The 18,934-nt window shown below is 73.9% G+C and carries 5 protein-coding genes (1 of these 5 only partly in view); all 5 read left to right on the top strand.

Annotated features, from left to right (window positions below; all coding sequences use genetic code 11):
- Tightly spaced (each overlapping or abutting the next), the 5 genes in view from ACRAKJ_RS28695 to ACRAKJ_RS28675 form a layout consistent with a single transcriptional unit that may run on beyond the window.
- Positions 1-1,616: the 3' end of an amino acid adenylation domain-containing protein gene (locus ACRAKJ_RS28695; RefSeq protein ID WP_438919048.1), read on the top strand. The gene continues 8,356 nt to the left of window position 1, outside the view; only the last 1,616 of its 9,972 coding nucleotides appear in the window; its start codon lies beyond the left edge, outside the window; its stop codon occupies positions 1,614-1,616.
- On the top strand, positions 1,613-2,860 hold the full coding sequence (locus ACRAKJ_RS28690; protein ID WP_438919049.1) for an acyltransferase domain-containing protein: 1,248 nt from the start codon (positions 1,613-1,615) through the stop codon (positions 2,858-2,860). The genes ACRAKJ_RS28695 and ACRAKJ_RS28690 overlap by 4 nt, the downstream gene beginning before the upstream one ends.
- On the top strand, positions 2,857-7,410 hold the full coding sequence (locus ACRAKJ_RS28685) for an SDR family NAD(P)-dependent oxidoreductase (RefSeq protein ID WP_438919050.1): 4,554 nt from the start codon (positions 2,857-2,859) through the stop codon (positions 7,408-7,410). The genes ACRAKJ_RS28690 and ACRAKJ_RS28685 overlap by 4 nt, the downstream gene beginning before the upstream one ends.
- On the top strand, positions 7,398-12,173 hold the full coding sequence (locus ACRAKJ_RS28680; RefSeq protein ID WP_438919051.1) for an SDR family oxidoreductase: 4,776 nt from the start codon (positions 7,398-7,400) through the stop codon (positions 12,171-12,173). The genes ACRAKJ_RS28685 and ACRAKJ_RS28680 overlap by 13 nt, the downstream gene beginning before the upstream one ends.
- Entirely contained in the window at positions 12,170-18,934 is a 6,765-nt protein-coding gene (locus ACRAKJ_RS28675; RefSeq protein ID WP_438919052.1) for an amino acid adenylation domain-containing protein, read from the top strand. Before ACRAKJ_RS28680 ends, ACRAKJ_RS28675 begins: the two co-directional genes overlap by 4 nt.

Below are 18,934 nucleotides of genomic sequence, written 5' to 3'. Positions count from 1 at the left end.
TGCGCCTGCTGTTCGCCGACCCCGGGGCCGCCCACCGCGCGCTGGCGCGGCTGGACAAGCTCGTCGTCGGCGGCGAGGCGTTCCCGGAGGACCTGCTGCCCCGGCTGGCCGAGCACGCGTCGCTGACCGTCCACAACGTCTACGGCCCGACCGAGACCTGCATCTGGTCCAGCGCCAAGGACCTCACCGGCGCCACCGGCGACGTCACCATCGGCACGCCGATCGCCAACACCACGTTCCTCGTGCTGGACGACGCCCTCCGGCTGGTGCCCGAGGGCGTGGCCGGCGACCTGTGGATCGGCGGGCTCGGCGTGTCGCCCGGGTACCTCCACCGCCCCGAGCTGACCCGCGAGCGGTTCCGCGCCAACCCGTTCGGGGAGGGCCGGATCTACCTCAGCGGCGACCGCGCGCTGTGGCGCGACGGCGAGGTCCACTGCCTGGGCCGGGTGGACGACCAGGTGAAGATCCGCGGCTACCGCGTCGAGCTGGGCGAGGTCGAGCTGGCCATCACCGGGCACGACCTGGTGACCGGCGCGGCGGTGGTCGTCCACCGGCTGCCGGGCGGCAGCCAGGTCATCCGCGGCTTCTACCAGGTGCGCGAGGGCGCCTACCTCGCGCCGGAGGTGCTCAAGGACTGGCTGGCCGAGCGCCTGACCGACTACATGGTCCCCGCGACCCTGTCGCCGGTGCCGGACATCCCGATGACGACGAGCGGCAAGGTCGACCGCAGGGCGCTGGAGGCGCGGGCCGACCGGCCGGTGGTCGCCGCACCCGCCGACGAGCGCCGCACGGGCGTGGCGCAGGAGTTGGTCGCGGCGTGGCGCACGGTCCTCGGCGACGTCCCGATCGGCTACGACGAGAGCTTCTTCGACCTCGGCGGCAACTCGTTCAGCCTGGTCCTGCTGCTGGAGGAGCTGCACCGGCGGTTCCCCGGCCTGCTGGACGTGAGCGACCTGTTCGCGAACCCGACGATCGGCAAGCTGCAGAAGCACCTGGAGGCCGGGCTCGCCCGCCGCGACGCCGCGCTGGTCACCGGGTTCGGCGTGCGGCTGCCCGGGTCGTGGTTCACGAGCGGCGCCCAGACCGACGGCCGGGTGGAGGCCGTGCTGCCCGAGCGCACCAGGGCCACCCTGGAACGGCTGCGGGACGGCGGGGCGCACGAGCCGGAGGACCTGGCGCACGTCGCGCTCGCGGTCACGCTCAACAAGCTCCTCGGCGAGGACGACGTCTCGCTGTGCGTCGTGGCCGACGACGGCCGCGTGGTCGTGGTCCGGTTCGACTTCGCCGGGAAGGCCGACCTCGCCGAGGTCCTGGACGACTACCGGCGGCAGCTCGACCGCAACGACCGGATCGACCTCGAACGGTTCGTCGCCTGCCGCGGCGTCGACCGCACGGTGTCCGTCGCGTGCGGCCGTGCTCGGCAGGCCGAGGAGGCCGACCTCCTCGGCCACTTCGACCTCGTGCTCGCCGTGGACGTCGCGCCCGACGCCGTCGCGGTCCGGATCGACCACGCCCGCGAGGTGGACCCCGCGCGGGTGGAACAGCTGCTGGGCGGCCACGTGAAGCTCCTCGGAGTCCTGGCCCCGCCCGCGTCGAAGGAGAAGGTGCAGTCATGAAGGATCTCGTGATCGTGTTCCCGGGACAGGGTTCCCAGTTCGCGGGCATGGGCAGGACGTGGTTCGACGAGAACCGCGGCGTCCGCGACCGCTTCGCGCAGGCGTCCGACATCGTCGGCTACTCGCTGGCCGACCTCTGCTTCACCGCGCCGCCCGCGGAGGTGACCAGGACCAGGTTCGCCCAGGTCTCGCTGCTGGTGCTCGGCTACGCGATGTACGAGGTGATGACCGAGGGCCGGGAGGTCCCGGTGTCGTGCATGACCGGGCACAGCCTGGGGGAGATCACCGCGCTGCTCGCGGCGGGCGCGCTGTCGTTCGAGGACGCGGTGCGCCTGGTCAAGGCGCGCGGCGAGGCGATGGAGGACTGCGTCGCCGAGGGCGGCACGGGGATGGTCGCCGCCGTGCGGCTGCCGGTCGCCGACGTGGAGGAGTGCGTCGAGGACTTCAACTCCGCCGGCCACCACGTGCAGGTGGCCAACTACAACACCGGGACCCAGACGGTGCTGTCGGGCACGCTGGACGACCTGAAGGGCGTGACCGCCCACCTGGAGGACCGCGGGGCGAAGGTGGTCAGGCTGAACGTGGCCGGCGCGTTCCACAGCACGTACATGGCGGACGCGGTGCCCGCCTACACCGAGGCGCTCGACGCGGTCGGGTTCACCGAGCCGTCCGTGCCGGTCTACAGCAACGTCACCGGCGAGGCGCACGGCGGCCCCGAGGCCATCCGGGAAGCCCTCGCGGTCCAGCTGACCAGCCCGGTCCGCTGGAGCCGCATCGTGGCGTCCCTGGTGGACCGCAAGGCCGCCGTGTGGATCGAGGTCGGGCCGAAGCAGGTGCTCAAGAAGATGCTGACGGGCGTCGTCGGCGCGGGCGAGGTGCACAACCTCGACGAGGACCGCGAGCGGGTCGACGCGGTGATCGACCGGCTCGTCGAGCTGAAGAAGCGCGAACCGGGGCTGGTCGGGCTGTTCCTGGGCGCCGCCGCGGCCACCCGGAACCGGAACTTCGACGCCGAGGAGTACCAGCGCGGCGTCGTCCTGCCGTACCGCGAGCTCCAGGACCTGTCCAAGCTCGACCAGGCGACCCTGCCCGACGAGCGGAAGCAGGCCGCGCTGGACCTGCTGCTGACCATCATGAGGACCAAGCGGGTCCCCGAGGCCGAGCAGCGGGACCGCGTCGAGTCGATCCTGCGCCGCACCGGCGACACCGGCCTCCGGACGATCGCGGGGGCACTCGCCACATGAGCTCCCTGCTCGGTCTCGACGACCTGGACCTGACGCGGCTCCCGGACGACTCCGACGTCCGCGTCACCCGTTCCAGCCCGCGCAAGAAGGCCGGACCCGTCGCCGTCATCGGGATGAGCGGCCGGGTCGGCGAGGCGGAGGACCTCGACGAGTTCTGGTCGGGCCTGGTGCGCGGCGAGGAGGGGTACCGCGACCTGTCGGCCGAACGGCGCGCCGACGTGGACGCCCACCTCGCCGCGCGCGGCGTGCGGCTGCCCATCGCGGCCGAGCGCTACTCCGGCGGCGCCCGCCTGCCCAGCGTGTCCGGGTTCGACCACCGGTTCTTCTCGCTGTCCAAGCAGGAGGCCAAGTCCATCGACCCGAACCAGCGGATCTTCCTGGAGACCGCCTGGGCCGCGCTGGAGGACGCCGGCTACCTGAACGCGGACCTCGCCGGCGCGAAGGTCGGCGTCTACGCGGGCATGTCGGCCGACTTCGGCGAGGACTACCGGTCGATGATCCAGGCCGTCGACCCCGACGCGCCCGAGATCGCGGTCGCGGGCAACATCCGCTCGATGATCGCCAGCCGGATCGCCTACCTGCTGGACCTGCGCGGGCCGTCGCTGCTGGTCGACACGGCCTGCTCGTCGGGCCTGGTGGCCGCCTACACGGCCTACCGCGCGATCCAGAACGGCGAGTGCTCGATGGCGATCGTCGGCGCGGTGAAGACCGACCTGCTCCCGGTCGACGCCGACGAGTCCGGCATCGGCATCAAGGACATCCAGGACACGCTGTCCGGCGACCGCCGCACCCGGACGTTCGACCACCGCGGCGACGGCACCAGCACCGCCGAGGGCTGCGTCGTGTTCGTGCTCAAGTCCCTGGAACGCGCGCGGCGCGACGGCGACAACGTCCACGCGGTCATCATGGGCGGCGCGGTCAACCAGGACGGCGCGTCGAACGGCATCACCGCGCCCAACGCCGACGCGCAGGCCGACCTCATCACCGACGCCCTCGCCGACGCCGGGGTCAGGGCCGAGCAGATCAGCTTCATCGAGGCGCACGGCACCGCGACCAGGCTCGGCGACCCGGTCGAGGTCAGCGGCATCGACCGGGCGTTCTCCCGGCAGACGGCGCGCAAGCAGTTCTGCGGCATCGGCACGGTCAAGACGAACATCGGCCACACGGACAACGCGTCCGGCCTCGTCGGGCTGGCCAAGCTCGTCCTGTCGCTCAAGCACCGCGTCCTCCCGGCGAGCCTCAACTTCGAGGAGCCGAACCGGAACATCGCGTTCGCGCAGACCCCGGTGTTCGTCAACGACCGGACCGTGCCCTGGTCCGACGACGACCGGGAGACGTTGTACGCGGGCATCAACAGCTTCGGGCTGAGCGGCACGAACTGCCACCTCGTCCTGCGCGGTGCGGACCCGCTCCCGGCCCGCGACAGCGCCGGGGCGGGCCCGTCCTGCTCGCTGCTGCCCCTCAGCGCCCGGAGCCCCCGGGCGCTGGCCAGGCTCGCCGAGCGCTACCGCGACTTCCTGCCGCGCCACGAGGTCGACCTCGCCGACCTCGCCTTCACCGCGTCGGTCGGCCGGCTGCACCACGGCGTGCGCGCCGCGTTCGTCTTCGGGAGCCGCGCCGAGCTGGACGCGCTGCTGGCGCGGTTCGTCGAGGACGTCGACGGCTCCGCCGACGACCCGGACGTGAGCCGGGGGTCGTTCCGCCTGGTGCCGGACGAGGGCGCGAAGCGCGAGCCGCACGACCTCACCCACGCCGAGCGCGACGGGCTGACCCGGGAGGCCGCGGCCGAGGCCGCCCCGACCGCCGACCGCGCGGCCCTGCGCCGGCTGGCGTCCCTCTACGCCCGCGGCGCCGAGGTCGACTGGCGGCGGGTCGCGCCCGAGGGGGCCCGCCGCACGTCGCTGCCCACCTACCCGTTCGAGCGGTCCCGGTGCTGGGTCGACCCGGTCGAGCGGGGCCGCCGGGGCCTGGTCGACGACGCCGAGGTCGTGCGCTCGCTGCGCCGCGACACCGTCGTGTGCCGGCTCGCCCCGGAGCGCCACTGGGAGCTGGCCGAGCACCGCATCCACGGCGTGGGCGTCCTGCCCGGCACCGGCCTGGTCGAGCTGGTCGTGTCGGCGGCCCGCCGGCTCGGCCTGTCCGGGGCCGGGGCGACGCTGCGCGACGTCTTCTTCGCCGCGCCGCTGGCGGTCGCCGACGGCGAGGAGAAGGAGGTGCACGTCATCTTCGAGGCCAGGGGCGACGTCAGCGCCGTCACCATCGCCAGCCGCGACGCCGGTGGTGACTGGCTGGAGAACGCGCGGGCCGAGCTGGTGCCCGACGCCGTGGCCGCGGCGGTCGCGCCGCTCGACGTCGAGGACCTGCGCCGGCGGTTGGACCGCCCGCTGCGCGAGCCCGAGGGCTCCGACCGCGCCAAGGGGCTGGACGTCAGCGACCGCTGGACCGCGACGCTGGGCGACGGGTGCTCCGACGAGGGCGCGACCGAGCTGCTCTACGAGTTCGAGCTGCCCCGGCGGTACCGGTCCGAGCTGGCCGACTACGTCCTGCACCCCTCGCTGTTCGACACGGTGGTCAACGCGCCCAGCAACGTCTACGACCAGGAGCGGCTGTACCTGCCGTTCTCGTACGGCGTCCTGACCGTCCGCGACTCCCTGCCCGCCCGCGTGCTCGCCCACTTCCGCAAGCGGCCCGAGTCCGTGGACGGCGCGCTGTACGCGTTCGACGTGACCGTGGTCGACCCGACCGGCCGGGTGCTGCTGACGGTGGACAACTACTGCGTCAAGTCGGCGGTCGACCTCGACGTGCGGGGGTCCGGCGAGTACGGCTACGCCCAGGGCTACCGGCCCGTCGCCCCGCCGGCCCCGCTGCGGCGGGGCGGCGGCACCGTCCTGCTCTGCGGCGACTTCGGCACCGCCCTCGACGGCGTGCGCGGCGAGCTGGAGTCCGCCGGCTACGACTGCGTCCCGCTGCCGGGCGCCGGGGACGCCGACGAGCGGGTGGGCGAGGGCCGCGCGTTCGCGTTCGGCGTGCTGGCCTGCCTGCCCGCCGGGGACGCCTCGCTCGCCGAGGCCACCGGCGAGCCGGTCGAACGGGCGCTGGACCTGCTCCGGCTCGTCTCGGACCGGCGGCTCGCGTTCGCGGACGGCCTGCTGGTCCTGACGCACAACGCGCTCGCGGTCACCGGCGACGAGACCTCGGTGAACCCCGGCCAGGCCGGGGTGCTCGGCCTGATGCGCGTCGCGGCGCTGGAGTACAAGGCCCTCGGCATCCGCTGCGTCGACAGCGACGAGCGCACCGCCCCGGCGGCGCTGGTGGCCGAGGCCACGGGCGCCGACCGGCCGCCGTTCCTGCTCTACCGGGACGGCCGGCCGCACGAGCCGCACGTGAAGCGGCAGCCGGTCCCGTCGCGGGACGGCGCGCGGGCGCCGCTGCCCGGTGACGGCGTGACCCTCGTGTCGGGCGGCACGGGCGACCTCGGCACCGCCGTGGCCCGGCACCTGGTGCGGCGCGGCGTGCGCAAGCTCGTCCTGTTGGGGTCCGACCGCGCGGACGCGACCCGCCCGGACTGGGCGGAGTTCGAGCGCGACCTGGACGTGTTCGAGGTCGTCCGGCTCGACCTGGGCGACGGGCGGGCGGTCGAGCGGACCGTGCGCGACCTCCGCGAGCGGCACGGCCGGATCTCCGGTGTCCTGCACCTCGCCGGGCGTCCCGGGGTCGGCTTCCTGGTCACGAAGGGCGTCGACGAGTTCCGGGAGGTGTACCGGCCCAAGGCGCTGGGCGCGGTGCACCTGCACGAGGCCACGCTGACCGACCGGCCCGACTACTTCGTCGCGTTCTCCAGCATCGCCGGGCTGCTGCTCGACCAGGGCCAGACCGACTACACGGCCGCGAACCTGGTGCTGGACAGCCTGGCCCAGCACCGCGACCGCGAGCGCCTGCCCGGCCTGAGCGTGCAGTGGCCCGCGTGGCGCGAGACGGGGATCGCCGAGCGCATGGGCGCGGCCGACGAGGACGAGCTGTTCCCGCCGCTGGACACCGCCGAGGCGGTGGACCTGCTCGACGCCCTCATGACGTCCGGCGCCCCCGCGCCGGTGCTCATGCCCGGCCGGATGCGGAAACCGACCCGGCAGGCGCCGCGCGAGGCGGACCGGGGCACGGGCGCGCGGGCCGTCGAGCTGCGCGGGCTGGACCCCGTCGGCGACCTCGAACGGGCCGTCGCCGGGATCTGGGCGGAGGCGCTCGACCTCGACGTGCTGGACGCGCACGAGGAGTTCGGCGACCTGGGCGGCAACTCGCTGCTCACGGCGCAGGTGCTCAAGCTCTACGACGAGCGCTACCCGGGCCTGGTCGACATCACGGACCTCTTCCGCTTCACCACCGTCGCCGCCCAGGTGGACTGCCTCAGGTCCAGGCTGCGCGTGGGCGAACCGGCCGACGCGGGCCCGCCGCCCGCCGCCGAGGCCGACGAGGGCGACATCGACAAGCTGCTGGACCTGCTGGAGCAGGGCGCGATCACGGTCGAGGAGACGGACACCAGATGGACAGCGTGAAGGATTTCATCCTCGAACAGTTCGTCAACAAGCAGATCGACCGCGACCGCACCAAGAGGCTGCTGCTCGAACTGTCGGGCGCCAACGCGCACGAGGACATCGCGGTCATCGGCCTGGCCGGCCGCTTCGCCGAGGCCACGGACGTCGACCAGTTCTGGGACTTCCTCAAGGTGGGCCGGGACTGCATCCGCGACTACCCCCGGTCGCGCAAGGAGGACATGTACGACGTCCTCCGCAACCCGTACTACGCGGAGGTCCTGCTGGGCCGGCCGGTCGCCGAGGCCGACCTCGACCGGCTCTACTCGGTGAGCGGGTACCTCGACCGCATCGACCACTTCGACTCGCGCTTCTTCGGCATCCCCCCGCTCGAAGCGGACTACATGGACCCGAACCAGCGCATCGCGCTGGAGGTGGCGTACGAGGCGCTGGAGAACGCGGGCTACGGCGGCGAGGCCGCGGTCGGGTCGCGGACCGGGGTGTTCCTCGGCCGCGACCAGTCGAACTACTCGTACTACCGCATGTTCTCCGAGCGCCACCCGATGCAGCTGTCCGGCTCCTGGGAGGGGATGGTCGCCAGCCGCATCTCCTACGTGCTCGACCTCAAGGGCCCCTGCGTCATGACCGACACCGCGTGCTCCGCGGGCAGCGTCAGCGTGCACCAGGCCATCCAGTCGCTGCTGCTCGGCGAGTGCGACATGGCGCTGGCGGGCGGCATCAACCTGTCCTCCGGCGGCGAGCCGAAGACCAGCTTCCTGTCCGGCGCGACGATGGACAACGTCGTCTCGGGCGACGACAGCGTGCGCACCTTCGACGCCCGCGCGAACGGCACGCTGTGGGGCGAGGGCGCGGGCATCGTGCTGCTCAAGCCGCTGCGCAAGGCGCTGGCCGACCGCGACCACGTGCGCGCCGTCATCAAGGGCTCCGCCATCAACAACGACGGCACGTCCAACAGCATCACCGCGCCCAACGCGCTGATGCAGGAGCGGGTCGTCCTCGACGCCTGGGCCAAGGCCGGCGTCCCGCCCGAGACGATCACGTACGTCGAGGCGCACGGCACGGGGACCGTGCTCGGCGACCCGATCGAGGTCAAGGGCCTGACCAACGCGTTCCGCCGGCACACCGACCGCAAGCAGTTCTGCGGCATCGGCTCCCTCAAGACCACGATGGGCCACATGGTGGCGGCCTCCGGGTCGGCCTCGCTGGCCAAGGTCGTGAAGTCGCTCGAATCCGGCCTGCTGGCGCCCTCGGTGAACTTCGAGGTGCCCAACCCGTACATCGACTTCACCGACGGCCCGCTGTACGTCAACGACCGGCTCGTGGAGTGGGACACCGGCGGCGAGCCCCGGCGGGCCGGGATCAGCTCGTTCGGCTTCATCCGCACGAACTGCCACATGGTCCTGGAGGAGGCGCCCCGGTACCGCGCCGAGCCGCAGCTGCGGGAGCGCTACTGCTTCACCGCGAGCGCGAAGACCGAGGCGGCCCTCACCGGGCTCCTGGACCGGTACGCGGCCGTGCTGGCGGACAGCCCGTGGTCGCTCGCCGACATCTGCTACACGTCCAACGTGGGCCGCGGCCACCACGAGCACCGCGTCGTGGTCGTCGCCGCGACGAAGGAGCAGCTGGCCGAGTCGGTCGACCGGCTGCGGGAGCGCGGCCCCGGCACCGACGAGCAGCGGGGCGTCTTCCACGGCGTGCACGCCGTCGTCAGCGACAAGAGGGGCGACCTGCGCCCCGGCGACATCACCGCGCAGACCGGCAAGCGGCTCTCCGACTCCGCCAACGCGAAGCTCGCCGAGTACCGCGCGCGGGGCGACCGCGCCGCGCTCACCGAGCTGGCGACCGCGTACGTCCGCGGCGCCCGCGTCGACTTCGCCGCGTTCTACGCCGACGAGCCGCGCCGCCGCGTGCCGCTGCCCACCTACCCGTTCGAGCGGACCCGCCACTGGGCCAAGCCCCTGCGGACGAGCGTGCGGGGCTTCGCCACCGCCGAGGCCAACCCCCTGCTGGGCGAGGAGGTCAGCCGCTCCGGGGCCGGGGTCGTGTTCGAGAACACGCTGTCGGTCGACCGGCACTGGGTGCTCTCCGACCACCGGATCGAGCGCCGGCCCGTGGTGCCGGGCACGACGTACCTGGAGATGGCGCGCGCCGCGCTGGCCGCCGTGGAGGACGCGCCGGCCGTGCGGTTCGAGAACGTGTTCTTCCTCGTGCCCCTCGCCGTCGAGGAGGGCGAGGGGGCGACCGTGCGCACCAGCCTGGAGCGGGTGGGGCACGGCTACTCGTTCCAGGTGGCCGGCTCGCGGGACGGCGAGTGGGTCGTGCACGTCGAGGGCCGGATCAGCGCGTCGCACGACGACGCCCCGGCGGACCCCGTCGACGTCGACGCCCTCAAGGCGGCGGCGGTCGAGGTGACCGACCCCTACCCCACCGAGACCGACACCGGCGTGTTCCAGTTCGGCCCGCGCTGGGACAACGTCCGGGCGGTGTGGAGGCACGAGACCGGCGCGCTGACCCTGCTGCGGCTGCCGGAGGGCGTGCCGAGCGAGACCTTCGGGCTGCACCCGGCCAAGCTCGACAACGCGGTGAACCTCATCTCGCAGAACAGCGGCGAGACGTTCCTGCCCTACGTCTACAAGGGCTTCGTGCTCCACCGGCCCATGCCGGAGACGTTCTACTCGCTGATCCGCACGGTCCGCGACGACAGCCGCGACGGCCAGACGATCACCTACGACGTGGACCTCCTCGACGTCGACGGCCGGCCGTTCGGGCGGATCACCGACTACACCGTGAAGAAGGTCGACTGGCGGCGGTTCGACCTGGCCGGGCCGCGCCGGTACCTGGAGGTCGAGTGGCTGCCCGTGCCCCGGCCGCGGGCCGACGTCGGCGCGCCCGCGGTGTGGGCACCGGTGGTGCTGGACACCGCGCGGGGCCGGCGGCTGGCCGCCGGGGTCGAGGCGCTCGGGCACCGGGTCGTGCCGTGCTACCTGGGTGAGCGGACCGACCCCGCCCGGCACGTGTACGCCCCCGACGAGCACGGCGCGGGCCTGCTCGCCGAGCGGCTGCGGCAGGAGGGGGTCGAGGGCGTGCTGTTCGCGACCGACTTCACCTCGCCCGACTCCACCGCGCCCGACGGGCCGACCGACCGGCGGCGGGCCACCGGCGTGGACGCCCTGTTCGAGCTGTACCGCGCCTTCGTGTCGCACCGGGTCAAGCTCCCGCACGGCCTGAAGGTGCTGGGCCGGGACGCCTGGCGGGTCGTGCCGGGCGACGGCGCCACCGACCCGCACTCCGCCGCCACCGAGGCGCTCGCGCTGGTGGTCGGGCAGGAGCACCGGCACCTGCTGGTGGACGTGGTGGACGCGAGCGCGGACGCGGACCTCGGCTTCCTCCTCCCCGAGGCCCTGAGCGGGGCCGGCGGCGTGCCGCGGGCCGTCCGGGGCGAGGAGACCCACCTGCGGCGCCTGCGGTACGCCGAGGTGGACCCGGAAGGGGTGGACCCGGAAGGGGTGGACCCGGAAGGGGTGGACCCGGAGGGGGAGGAGGCGGCCGGGCCGCTGTACGCGGGCGGGACGTTCGTGGTCACCGGTGGCGCGGGCGGGCTCGGGCTCGCCGTCGCCGAGGAGATGGCCCGCGAGGGCGCCGAGCGGATCATCCTGCTCGGCCGCAGGCCCCTGGACGAGACGACCGCCCGGCGCGTCGCGGGCATCGCCGCCGCCGAGCACGTCGTGTGCGACGTGTCGCGGGAGGCCGACGTGCGCGGGCTGGCCGAGCGGCTGCGGGAGGAGGACGTCACCCTCGACGGCATCGTCCACGCGGCGGGCGTGGCGGGCGACGGGTTCCTGGCCGGCAAGTCCCGCTCGACCTTCGACGCCGTGCTGGCCCCGAAGGTCGACGGGAGCCTGGCCCTGGTGGAGCTGGCGAAGGAGCACCCCGGCGCGTTCCTGGTGTTCTTCTCGTCCATCACCGCCATCACGGGCGGGCAGGGGCAGGGCGACTACTGCGCCGCCAACGCGTTCACGGACTCCCTGGCCGTGCGGGCGCGGGCCGAGGGGGTCCGCGCGCTGTCGGTCAACTGGCCGACGTGGTCCGAGGTCGGCATGGCCGTGCGGTACGGGGTCGGCGACGGCGACGCGCCGTTCCGCGCGCTCACCGTGAAGGACGGCCTGGCCTGGCTGGCGCACTTCCTGCGCCACCCGGCGGACGGCGTCGTCCCGGCCGCGTTCGACCTCGGGGTGCTGCGGGAACGCCTGGGCGAGATGCCCTTCCTGGTGGAGGACGCCGTCGCCGACGCCGTCGCGCGGGCGGGCACGGGCGCCCCGGCGACCGGTGACGGGGTGACCGAGGTGCGCCTCGTCGGCCTGTCCGACCCGAGCGAGACCCAGCTGAGGATCGGCGCCGTCTACGGCGCGGTGCTCGGCCTGGCGGAGGTCGACGTCCACGCCAGCTTCCAGGACCTGGGCGGCAACTCGCTGATGACGGCGCAGCTGCTCCAGAAGGTCGAGGACGTCTACCCCGGCCGCATCGACATCGCCGACCTGTACTCCTACGCGACCGTCACCAGCCTCGCCGACTACGTCGACGAGCGCATCGCGGCGGAGTCCGGGGCAGCGGGGTCCAAGGCGGCGGGGTCCAAGGCGGCCGGTGCCGGGGTGGCGGACCCCGGCGTGGACCGGTCGCTCCAGGACGTGCTGGAGGAGATCGGCGACGCCGAGCTGATGACCATGTTCGCCGCCGACGCCGACGGTGCCGGGAGGGCGCAGGCATGAAGCCGACCGCGGAGCTGAAGAAGGACCTGCTGCGGTACCTGCTCATGCAGGTGAAGCAGGAGGCGCTGGACGTCGACCGGGCGAAGGAGTTCATCCGCGCGATCGGGGACTCCGGCCGGGACGACGACCGCGTCGCCGTCATCGGCATGGCCTGCCGGTTCCCCGGCGCGCCGGACAAGGAGCAGTTCTGGCGCAACCTGGTCGACGGCCGCGAGTCGATCGGCGACTTCCCGCCGCTGCGGCTGGACGACCTGCGGCGGGTCGAGGGCGGCACCTCGGCCGTCCGCAAGGGCGGCTACCTCGACCGGGTCGACCTGTTCGACGCCGAGTACTTCGGCATCCCGCCGCACGTGGCGACGCAGCTCGACCCGTACCACCGCAACCTCCTCGAAGTGCTGGTCGAGACGATGGAGGACGCCGGGTACGCCAAGAGCGCGTTGTACGGGTCCAACACCGGCGTGTTCGTCGGCAACGACCACACGCACCGGCTGATCACGTCCTACCTGCCGTTCCTCTCGGAGCTGGACTTCTCGGCCATCACCGGCTCGTGGTCGGGCATCCTGGCCAGCCGCCTGTCGTACCTGCTCGACTTCCGCGGACCCGCCTCCGTCATCGACACCGGGTGCTCGTCCGGCCTGGTCGCGGTGGACGCGGCGATCAAGGCGCTGCGCGACGGCGACTGCGACACCGCGTTCGTCGCCGCGATCAACCTGTTCCTGTCGCCGTCCAGCCTCGGCAACGAGACCGAGTCCGCCGACCACCGGGTGCGGGCGTTCGACGCCGCGGCCGACGGCACGGTGTGGAGCGAGGGGGTGGCCGGGGTCTACCTCAAGCCGCTGTCGCGCGCGCTCGCCGACGGCGACCACGTCTACGGCGTGCTCCTCGGCAGCGCGGTCAACAACGACGGCCGCAGCAACGGCCTCACCGCCCCGAACGCGCAGGCGCAGAAGAACCTGCTGGTCAGCGCGTGGAAGCGGGCCGGCATCGCGCCGGAGTCGGTGTCCTACATCGAGGCGCACGGCACCGGCACGACCCTGGGCGACCCGATCGAGATCAAGGGGTTGACCAGCGCGTTCGCCGAGTTCACCGACCGCAGGCAGTTCTGCGCGCTCGGCTCGGTGAAGACGAACATCGGGCACGCGGTCGGCGCCGCGGGCCTGGCGTCGCTGATCAAGACCCTGCTGTGCCTGGAGCACCGGACCATCCCGCCGTCGATCCACTTCGACGTGCCGAACCAGCTCCTCGACCTGGTCACCGCGCCGGTCTACGTCGCCGACCGCCTCACCCCGTGGGAGGCCGCCGACACCCCGCGCCGGGCGGGCGTGAGCAGCTTCAGCCTCAGCGGGACGAACTGCCACGTGGTGCTGGAGGAGGCACCCGCCCGCGCGGCGGCCGACCGGACGGCGGCCGACCGCGCGCCCCGGCTCTACCCGATCTCGGCGCGCACCGAGGAGCTGCTGGCCCGGACCGCCGCGGCGCAGCTGGCGCACCTCGACCGCCACCCCGGGCACGACCTGGCCGACGTGTGCTTCACCATGCAGGTGGGCCGCGAGCACCAGGCGGTCCGCGCGGTCGTCCTGTGCGAGACCCGGGAGGGCCTGCGCGACGGGCTGCGGCGGCTGCTGGACCCGGCGCGGGCGGACGACTCGCCCCTGGTGGACGGCGGCCTCGTGCTGCGCGAGCCGCCGTCGTCCCCGCTCGGCGGCTCCCGGCACCTCGGCGACGCCGCCACCGCCTTCCTCGCGGGCCGCGCGCGGCCGTTCGCCGGCCTCGACCGGGACGCGGGCGTGCGGCGGGTGCCGCTGCCGCCCCAGCTGTTCCACCACGTGCGGCTGTGGGACGAGACCGTCCGGGCGCGGCCGGCGGCCGGCGTCGAGCAGCGGGCGTCGACCGACCCGGTCGACCTGCTCCGCGCGATCCTGGCGCGTCCCGCGCACCTCGACGGGCTCGACGAGTCGGCCGAGGACGCGGTGCCCCGCACGGTGATCGCCGGCGTGTGGTCCGAGGTCCTCGGCTACCCGGTCATCCGCGGCGCGGACGACTTCTTCGCCCTCGGCGGCGACTCCGTCTCGTCGGTGAAGATCACGCAGCTGCTCAACGCGGTGCTCGACCTCGACATCCCGCCGACCACGCTGCTGGCGACACCGTCGTTCGACGAGTTCGCGGACGCGGTGATCGGCGACTTCCGGCTGGACGAGCGGCTGGTCCGGTCGCGGCTGGCCGCCGCCCGCCCGGTCCCGGCGGCCGAGGTCGTCGAGTCCTACGAGCTGCCGCTGACCGCGTCGCAGCGCGGCATGTTCGTCTCCGGCCAGGTGGACGAGGACTCGGTGGCGTACAACGTCAGCGGCCTGACGATCCGCGCCGGCGCGCCCGACGTCGCCGAGCTGGAGGGGTGGCTGCGCACGCTGGTGCGGCGGCACGCCGGCCTCCGCTCGACGTTCCACCTGCGCGACGGGGTGCCGTTCCAGCGCGTGCACGAGGAGGTGCCGGTCGCCGTCGAGCACCGGCGGCTCGGCGCGCCCGCGGCGGGCGAGAACCACGAGGGCGCGGCCCGCCGGGAGATGGCGCGGTTCGTCCGGCCGTTCCGGCTCGACACCGCGCCGCTGTTCCGCGTCGGCTGCTTCGAGTTCGACGACGGCGTGTCCTGCGTGGCGATCGACATCCACCACATCGTCACCGACGGCACCTCGATGGGCATCCTGTTCCGCGACCTCGCCGCGATCGCCGCGGGGACGCCGCTGCCGCCGCTGCGCCGGGACCACCGCTCGGCGGTCCGCGGCCTGCTGGAGCGGCAGGGCGGCCCCGCCATGCGCCCGCACCGCGACTACTGGGTCTCCCGGTTCGCCGACGGCGCGCCGACGCTCCAGCTCACCACGGACCGGCAGCGGTCGGAGGCGGTCACCGCGGCGGGGGCGACGCTGTTCGCGTCCGTCGACGGGGAGCTGCTGGAGGCCGCCAAGCGCTGGGCGCGCGAGCACGACGTCACCCTCTACGTGGTGCTGCTGGGCGTCTTCCAGCAGCTGCTGTCCCGGCTGAGCGGGCAGGGCGACGTGGTGGTCGGCGCGCCGGTGATGGGTCGGCCCGACCTGTCCTACCAGGACCTCGTGGGCATGTTCGTCACCACGCTGCCCATCCGGGTCACCGCCGCGCCCACGACCCGGGTCGGCGATTTCGTCGCCGGTCTGCGCACGACCGTGCTGGAGGCCTTCGAGCACCAGGAGTACCCGCTGGAGTCCCTGGTCGAGGAGCTCGACCCACCGCGCGTTCCCGGCCGCCGCCCGCTGTTCGACGTCTGCTTCGTGCACCAGAACACCGACATGGGGCTGGAGCCCGACGACGAGCGGGTCGTCCCGTTCGACGACGGCAGCGCCAAGTACGACATCACGCTCAGCACCAGGGAGGCCGACGGCGCGCTGCTGCTGGAGTGGGAGTACTCCACCGCGCTGTTCCGCGAGGAGACCGTGGCGCTCTACGCGGAGCGCTACGCGACGCTGCTCGCCTCGTTCGTCACCGCCGCGGACGACGACCCGGTGGGCGCGCTCGACCTGCTGCCCGCCCGGGAGGCCGAGCTGATCCGGGCGTTCGCGACGGTCGAGGCGCCGCCGGTGGACGACCGGGGCATCGCCCGGCTGTTCGAGGAGCACGTCGCGGCCGACCCGGACCGGACGGCGCTGATCACCGACGACCAGCGCCTGTCCTACGGGGAGCTGAACGCCAGGGCCAACCGGGTCGCGCACGGCCTGCTCCGGCTGGGGGTGACGCCAGGCTCGCCGGTGGCGCTGCTCGTGGACCGCTCGGCCGACCTGGTCGTCGCCGTCCTCGGCGTGCTGAAGGCGCGGTGCTACTACGTGCCGCTGAACACCGACTTCCCCGTCGAACGCCTGCGGGTGATGGTGGAGGACGCGGGCGCCGGCACCCTCCTCACGACCGCCGCGCGCAGCGAGCAGGCCGCGGAGCTGATCTCCGAGCGGCTCCGCGTCGCGGACGTCGGGGCGCTCGCCGGGTCGAACGCCGGCAGCCACGACCCGGACCTGCCGGGCAGCAGCGCCGACGAGGTCTACGTCATGTACACCTCGGGCACCACCGGCGTGCCGAAGGGGTCGGTGATCCGGCAGCGGAGCGTGCTGCGCGTGGTCCACCGGTCCGTCTTCCACGCCGCCGACCCGAGCGACGTGTTCCTCATGATCTCGGACTACTCGTTCGACGGCTCCGTCTACGACCTGTTCGGCGCGCTGACCAACGGCGCGGCGCTCGTGCTGCTGGACAAGGAGTCCGTGCTGGACCTCGACCGGCTCGGCGCCGCGATCGAGCGGCACGGGGTCACCCGCTTCTTCATCACCACGGCGATGTTCAACGCGGTGGTCGACCACGTGCCGGGCTCGCTCGGCAGCGTCCGCAAGGTCGTCTTCGGCGGGGAGATCGCCTCGCCGGTGCACGTGAAGCGGGCGTTCGACCTGCTGGGGCCCGGCCGGATCGGCCACGCCTACGGCCCGACGGAGACCACGGTCTTCGCCACCGTGCACACGCTCGACGCGCTGGACCCCGACGACGCCGTCCCGATCGGCAGGCCCGTCAACGACACCTCGCTGTGGGTGCTCGACGAGCAGCGGCGGCCGGTGCCGATCGGCGTCAGCGGCGAGCTGTACATCGGCGGCGCGGGCGTGGCCGACGGGTACCTCAACAAGCCCGAGCTGACCGCCGAGCGGTTCGTGCACGTGCCGGCGGTGCCGGGCGAGCGGCTCTACCGGACCGGCGACATCGTCACCTTCAAGAGCAACGGGCTGCTCTACTACACCGGGCGCGTCGACCAGCAGGTCAAGCTCAGGGGCTACCGCATCGAGCTGGCCGAGGTCATCCAGGTCGCCCTCGACGAGCCCTACGTCCGCTGGGCGCACGCCGGCCTGCACGAGACCGCGGGGGGCGGCCGGAGCCTGTGCCTCTGGGTGGGCTACCAGGAGGGCCGGGAGCACGACGAGCCGGTGCTGCGCGCGGCGTTGGCGCGGCGACTGCCCGACTACATGGTGCCGTCCTTCATCGTCCGGGCGGACGAGCTGCCGCTGAACGCCAGCGGCAAGGTCGACGTGGCGGCGCTGCCGAAGCCCGACTTCACGGCCGGCGCGTCGGCCGCGATGCCGGCGACCGACTCGCTGCGGGTGCTCGCCGACGCGTGGCGGCACGTGCTGGGCGTCCCGGTGGACGACATCGACGCGAACTTCTTCGCGCTGGGCGGCGACTCGATCAAGGCGATCCAGATCGTGGCCCGGCTCAAGGAGCGGGACGTCCCGGTCCGGGTCGCGGACCTGCTCGGCAACGCGACCCTCCGGACGCTGGACGAGAAGCTGGCCGGGGCCGCCGACGCCGGGTCCGGGCCGGGTGCGTACGACCCGGCGCCGCTGTCCGGCCCGATCACGCCGAGCGCGGTCCAGCGGGCGTTCCTCGACGACCCGGCCGACCTCGACCGGGTGTTCACCCAGTGCCTGCTGGTCACGCCGACCGAGCCGACGACGCTCGACCTGCTGGTGCGGGCCGCCGAACGGCTCGCGCGCCACCACGACCTGCTGCGCGTCGAGGTGGACGACCGGGGCGGGCTGAGCCTGCGGGACGTCGACGCGCCGTCGCTCGTGCACGGCGAGGAGGCGCCGGACGGGCTGTCCGGGGCGGACCTCGCGGAGTACCTGAGGACGGTGCAGGCCCGGGTGGGCGTGCGGGGCGGCCCGGTCGTCGGCCTGGCCGCCGGGCTGGGGGAGGGGCGCCGGCAGTTCGCAGTCGCCATCCACCACCTGGCCGTGGACGTCGTGTCGTGGGGCGTCCTGCTGGAGGACCTGCTCACCTGCCTCGCGCACCCCGACGCCGTGCTGCCGGCCAAGACCATGCCGTTCCCGGCGTGGACCGCCGAGGTGGAGCGGCGCGCGCGGGACGGCGCCTTCCGCCCGCAGCTGCCCTACTGGCTCGACCTGGCCCGCGCCGCCGGCGACGCGGGCGAGGTGTTCGAGGAGGGCGGCCTGAAGCGGTCCGAGACCGCCGCGACGGTCGTCCGGCTGGCCGAGACCGACGACTTCTCGTTCCTCGACGCCGCCCGGGAGGCCCACGGCGCGAGCGCCGCCGAGACCGTCCTCGCCGTCGTGGCGCGCGCGCTGGCCTCGGTGACCGGCCGGGACCGGGTGCTGTTCACCCTGGAGGGGCACGGCCGCGAGCCCATCGCGGGCGACCACGACCTCAGCCGGACGGTGGGCTGGTTCACCAGCACGTTCCCGCACCTGGTCGAGGTCGCGCCCACCGTCGAGGACACCCTGGACGCCGTGCGGCGCTCGTTCGAGCGGCTGCCGGACAAGGGCGCCGGGTTCGGCCCCCTGCTCCGGTTCGACACCGGCCTGGGCGGGGACCGGGACGCGCTGGCCGCGGTCCGACCGCGGGTCTGCTTCAACTACCTGGGTGGCCAGGACGGCACCGACGGCATCGCCGTCACCCACCTCCCGGCGGACATCACCACCGACGCGGAGCTGCGCTCACCCCACGTCCTCGACGTCGTCGCGTCCCGCAGCGGCCGGGACCTCCTGGTCGAGGTGCGCCACCCGCGCACGTGGGAGCGGAGCGGCGTGGCCGGGCGGGTCGCGGCGGCCGTGGACAGGTCGTTCCACGAGGTCCGCGACGCCCTGCGGTCCGCCGCGCCGCGCGGCTTCCGGGTGTCGTCGCCGATCCACCGGGACGTGCTCGCCGACATCCTGCTGGACGTCGCGGGCGGGGACCGATCGGCGCCATGA

Source organism: Saccharothrix sp. DSM 118769, from assembly GCF_052936295.1.
Note: the sequence above shows the minus strand (reverse complement) of the source record. Positions and strands in the feature narration are given on the sequence as shown.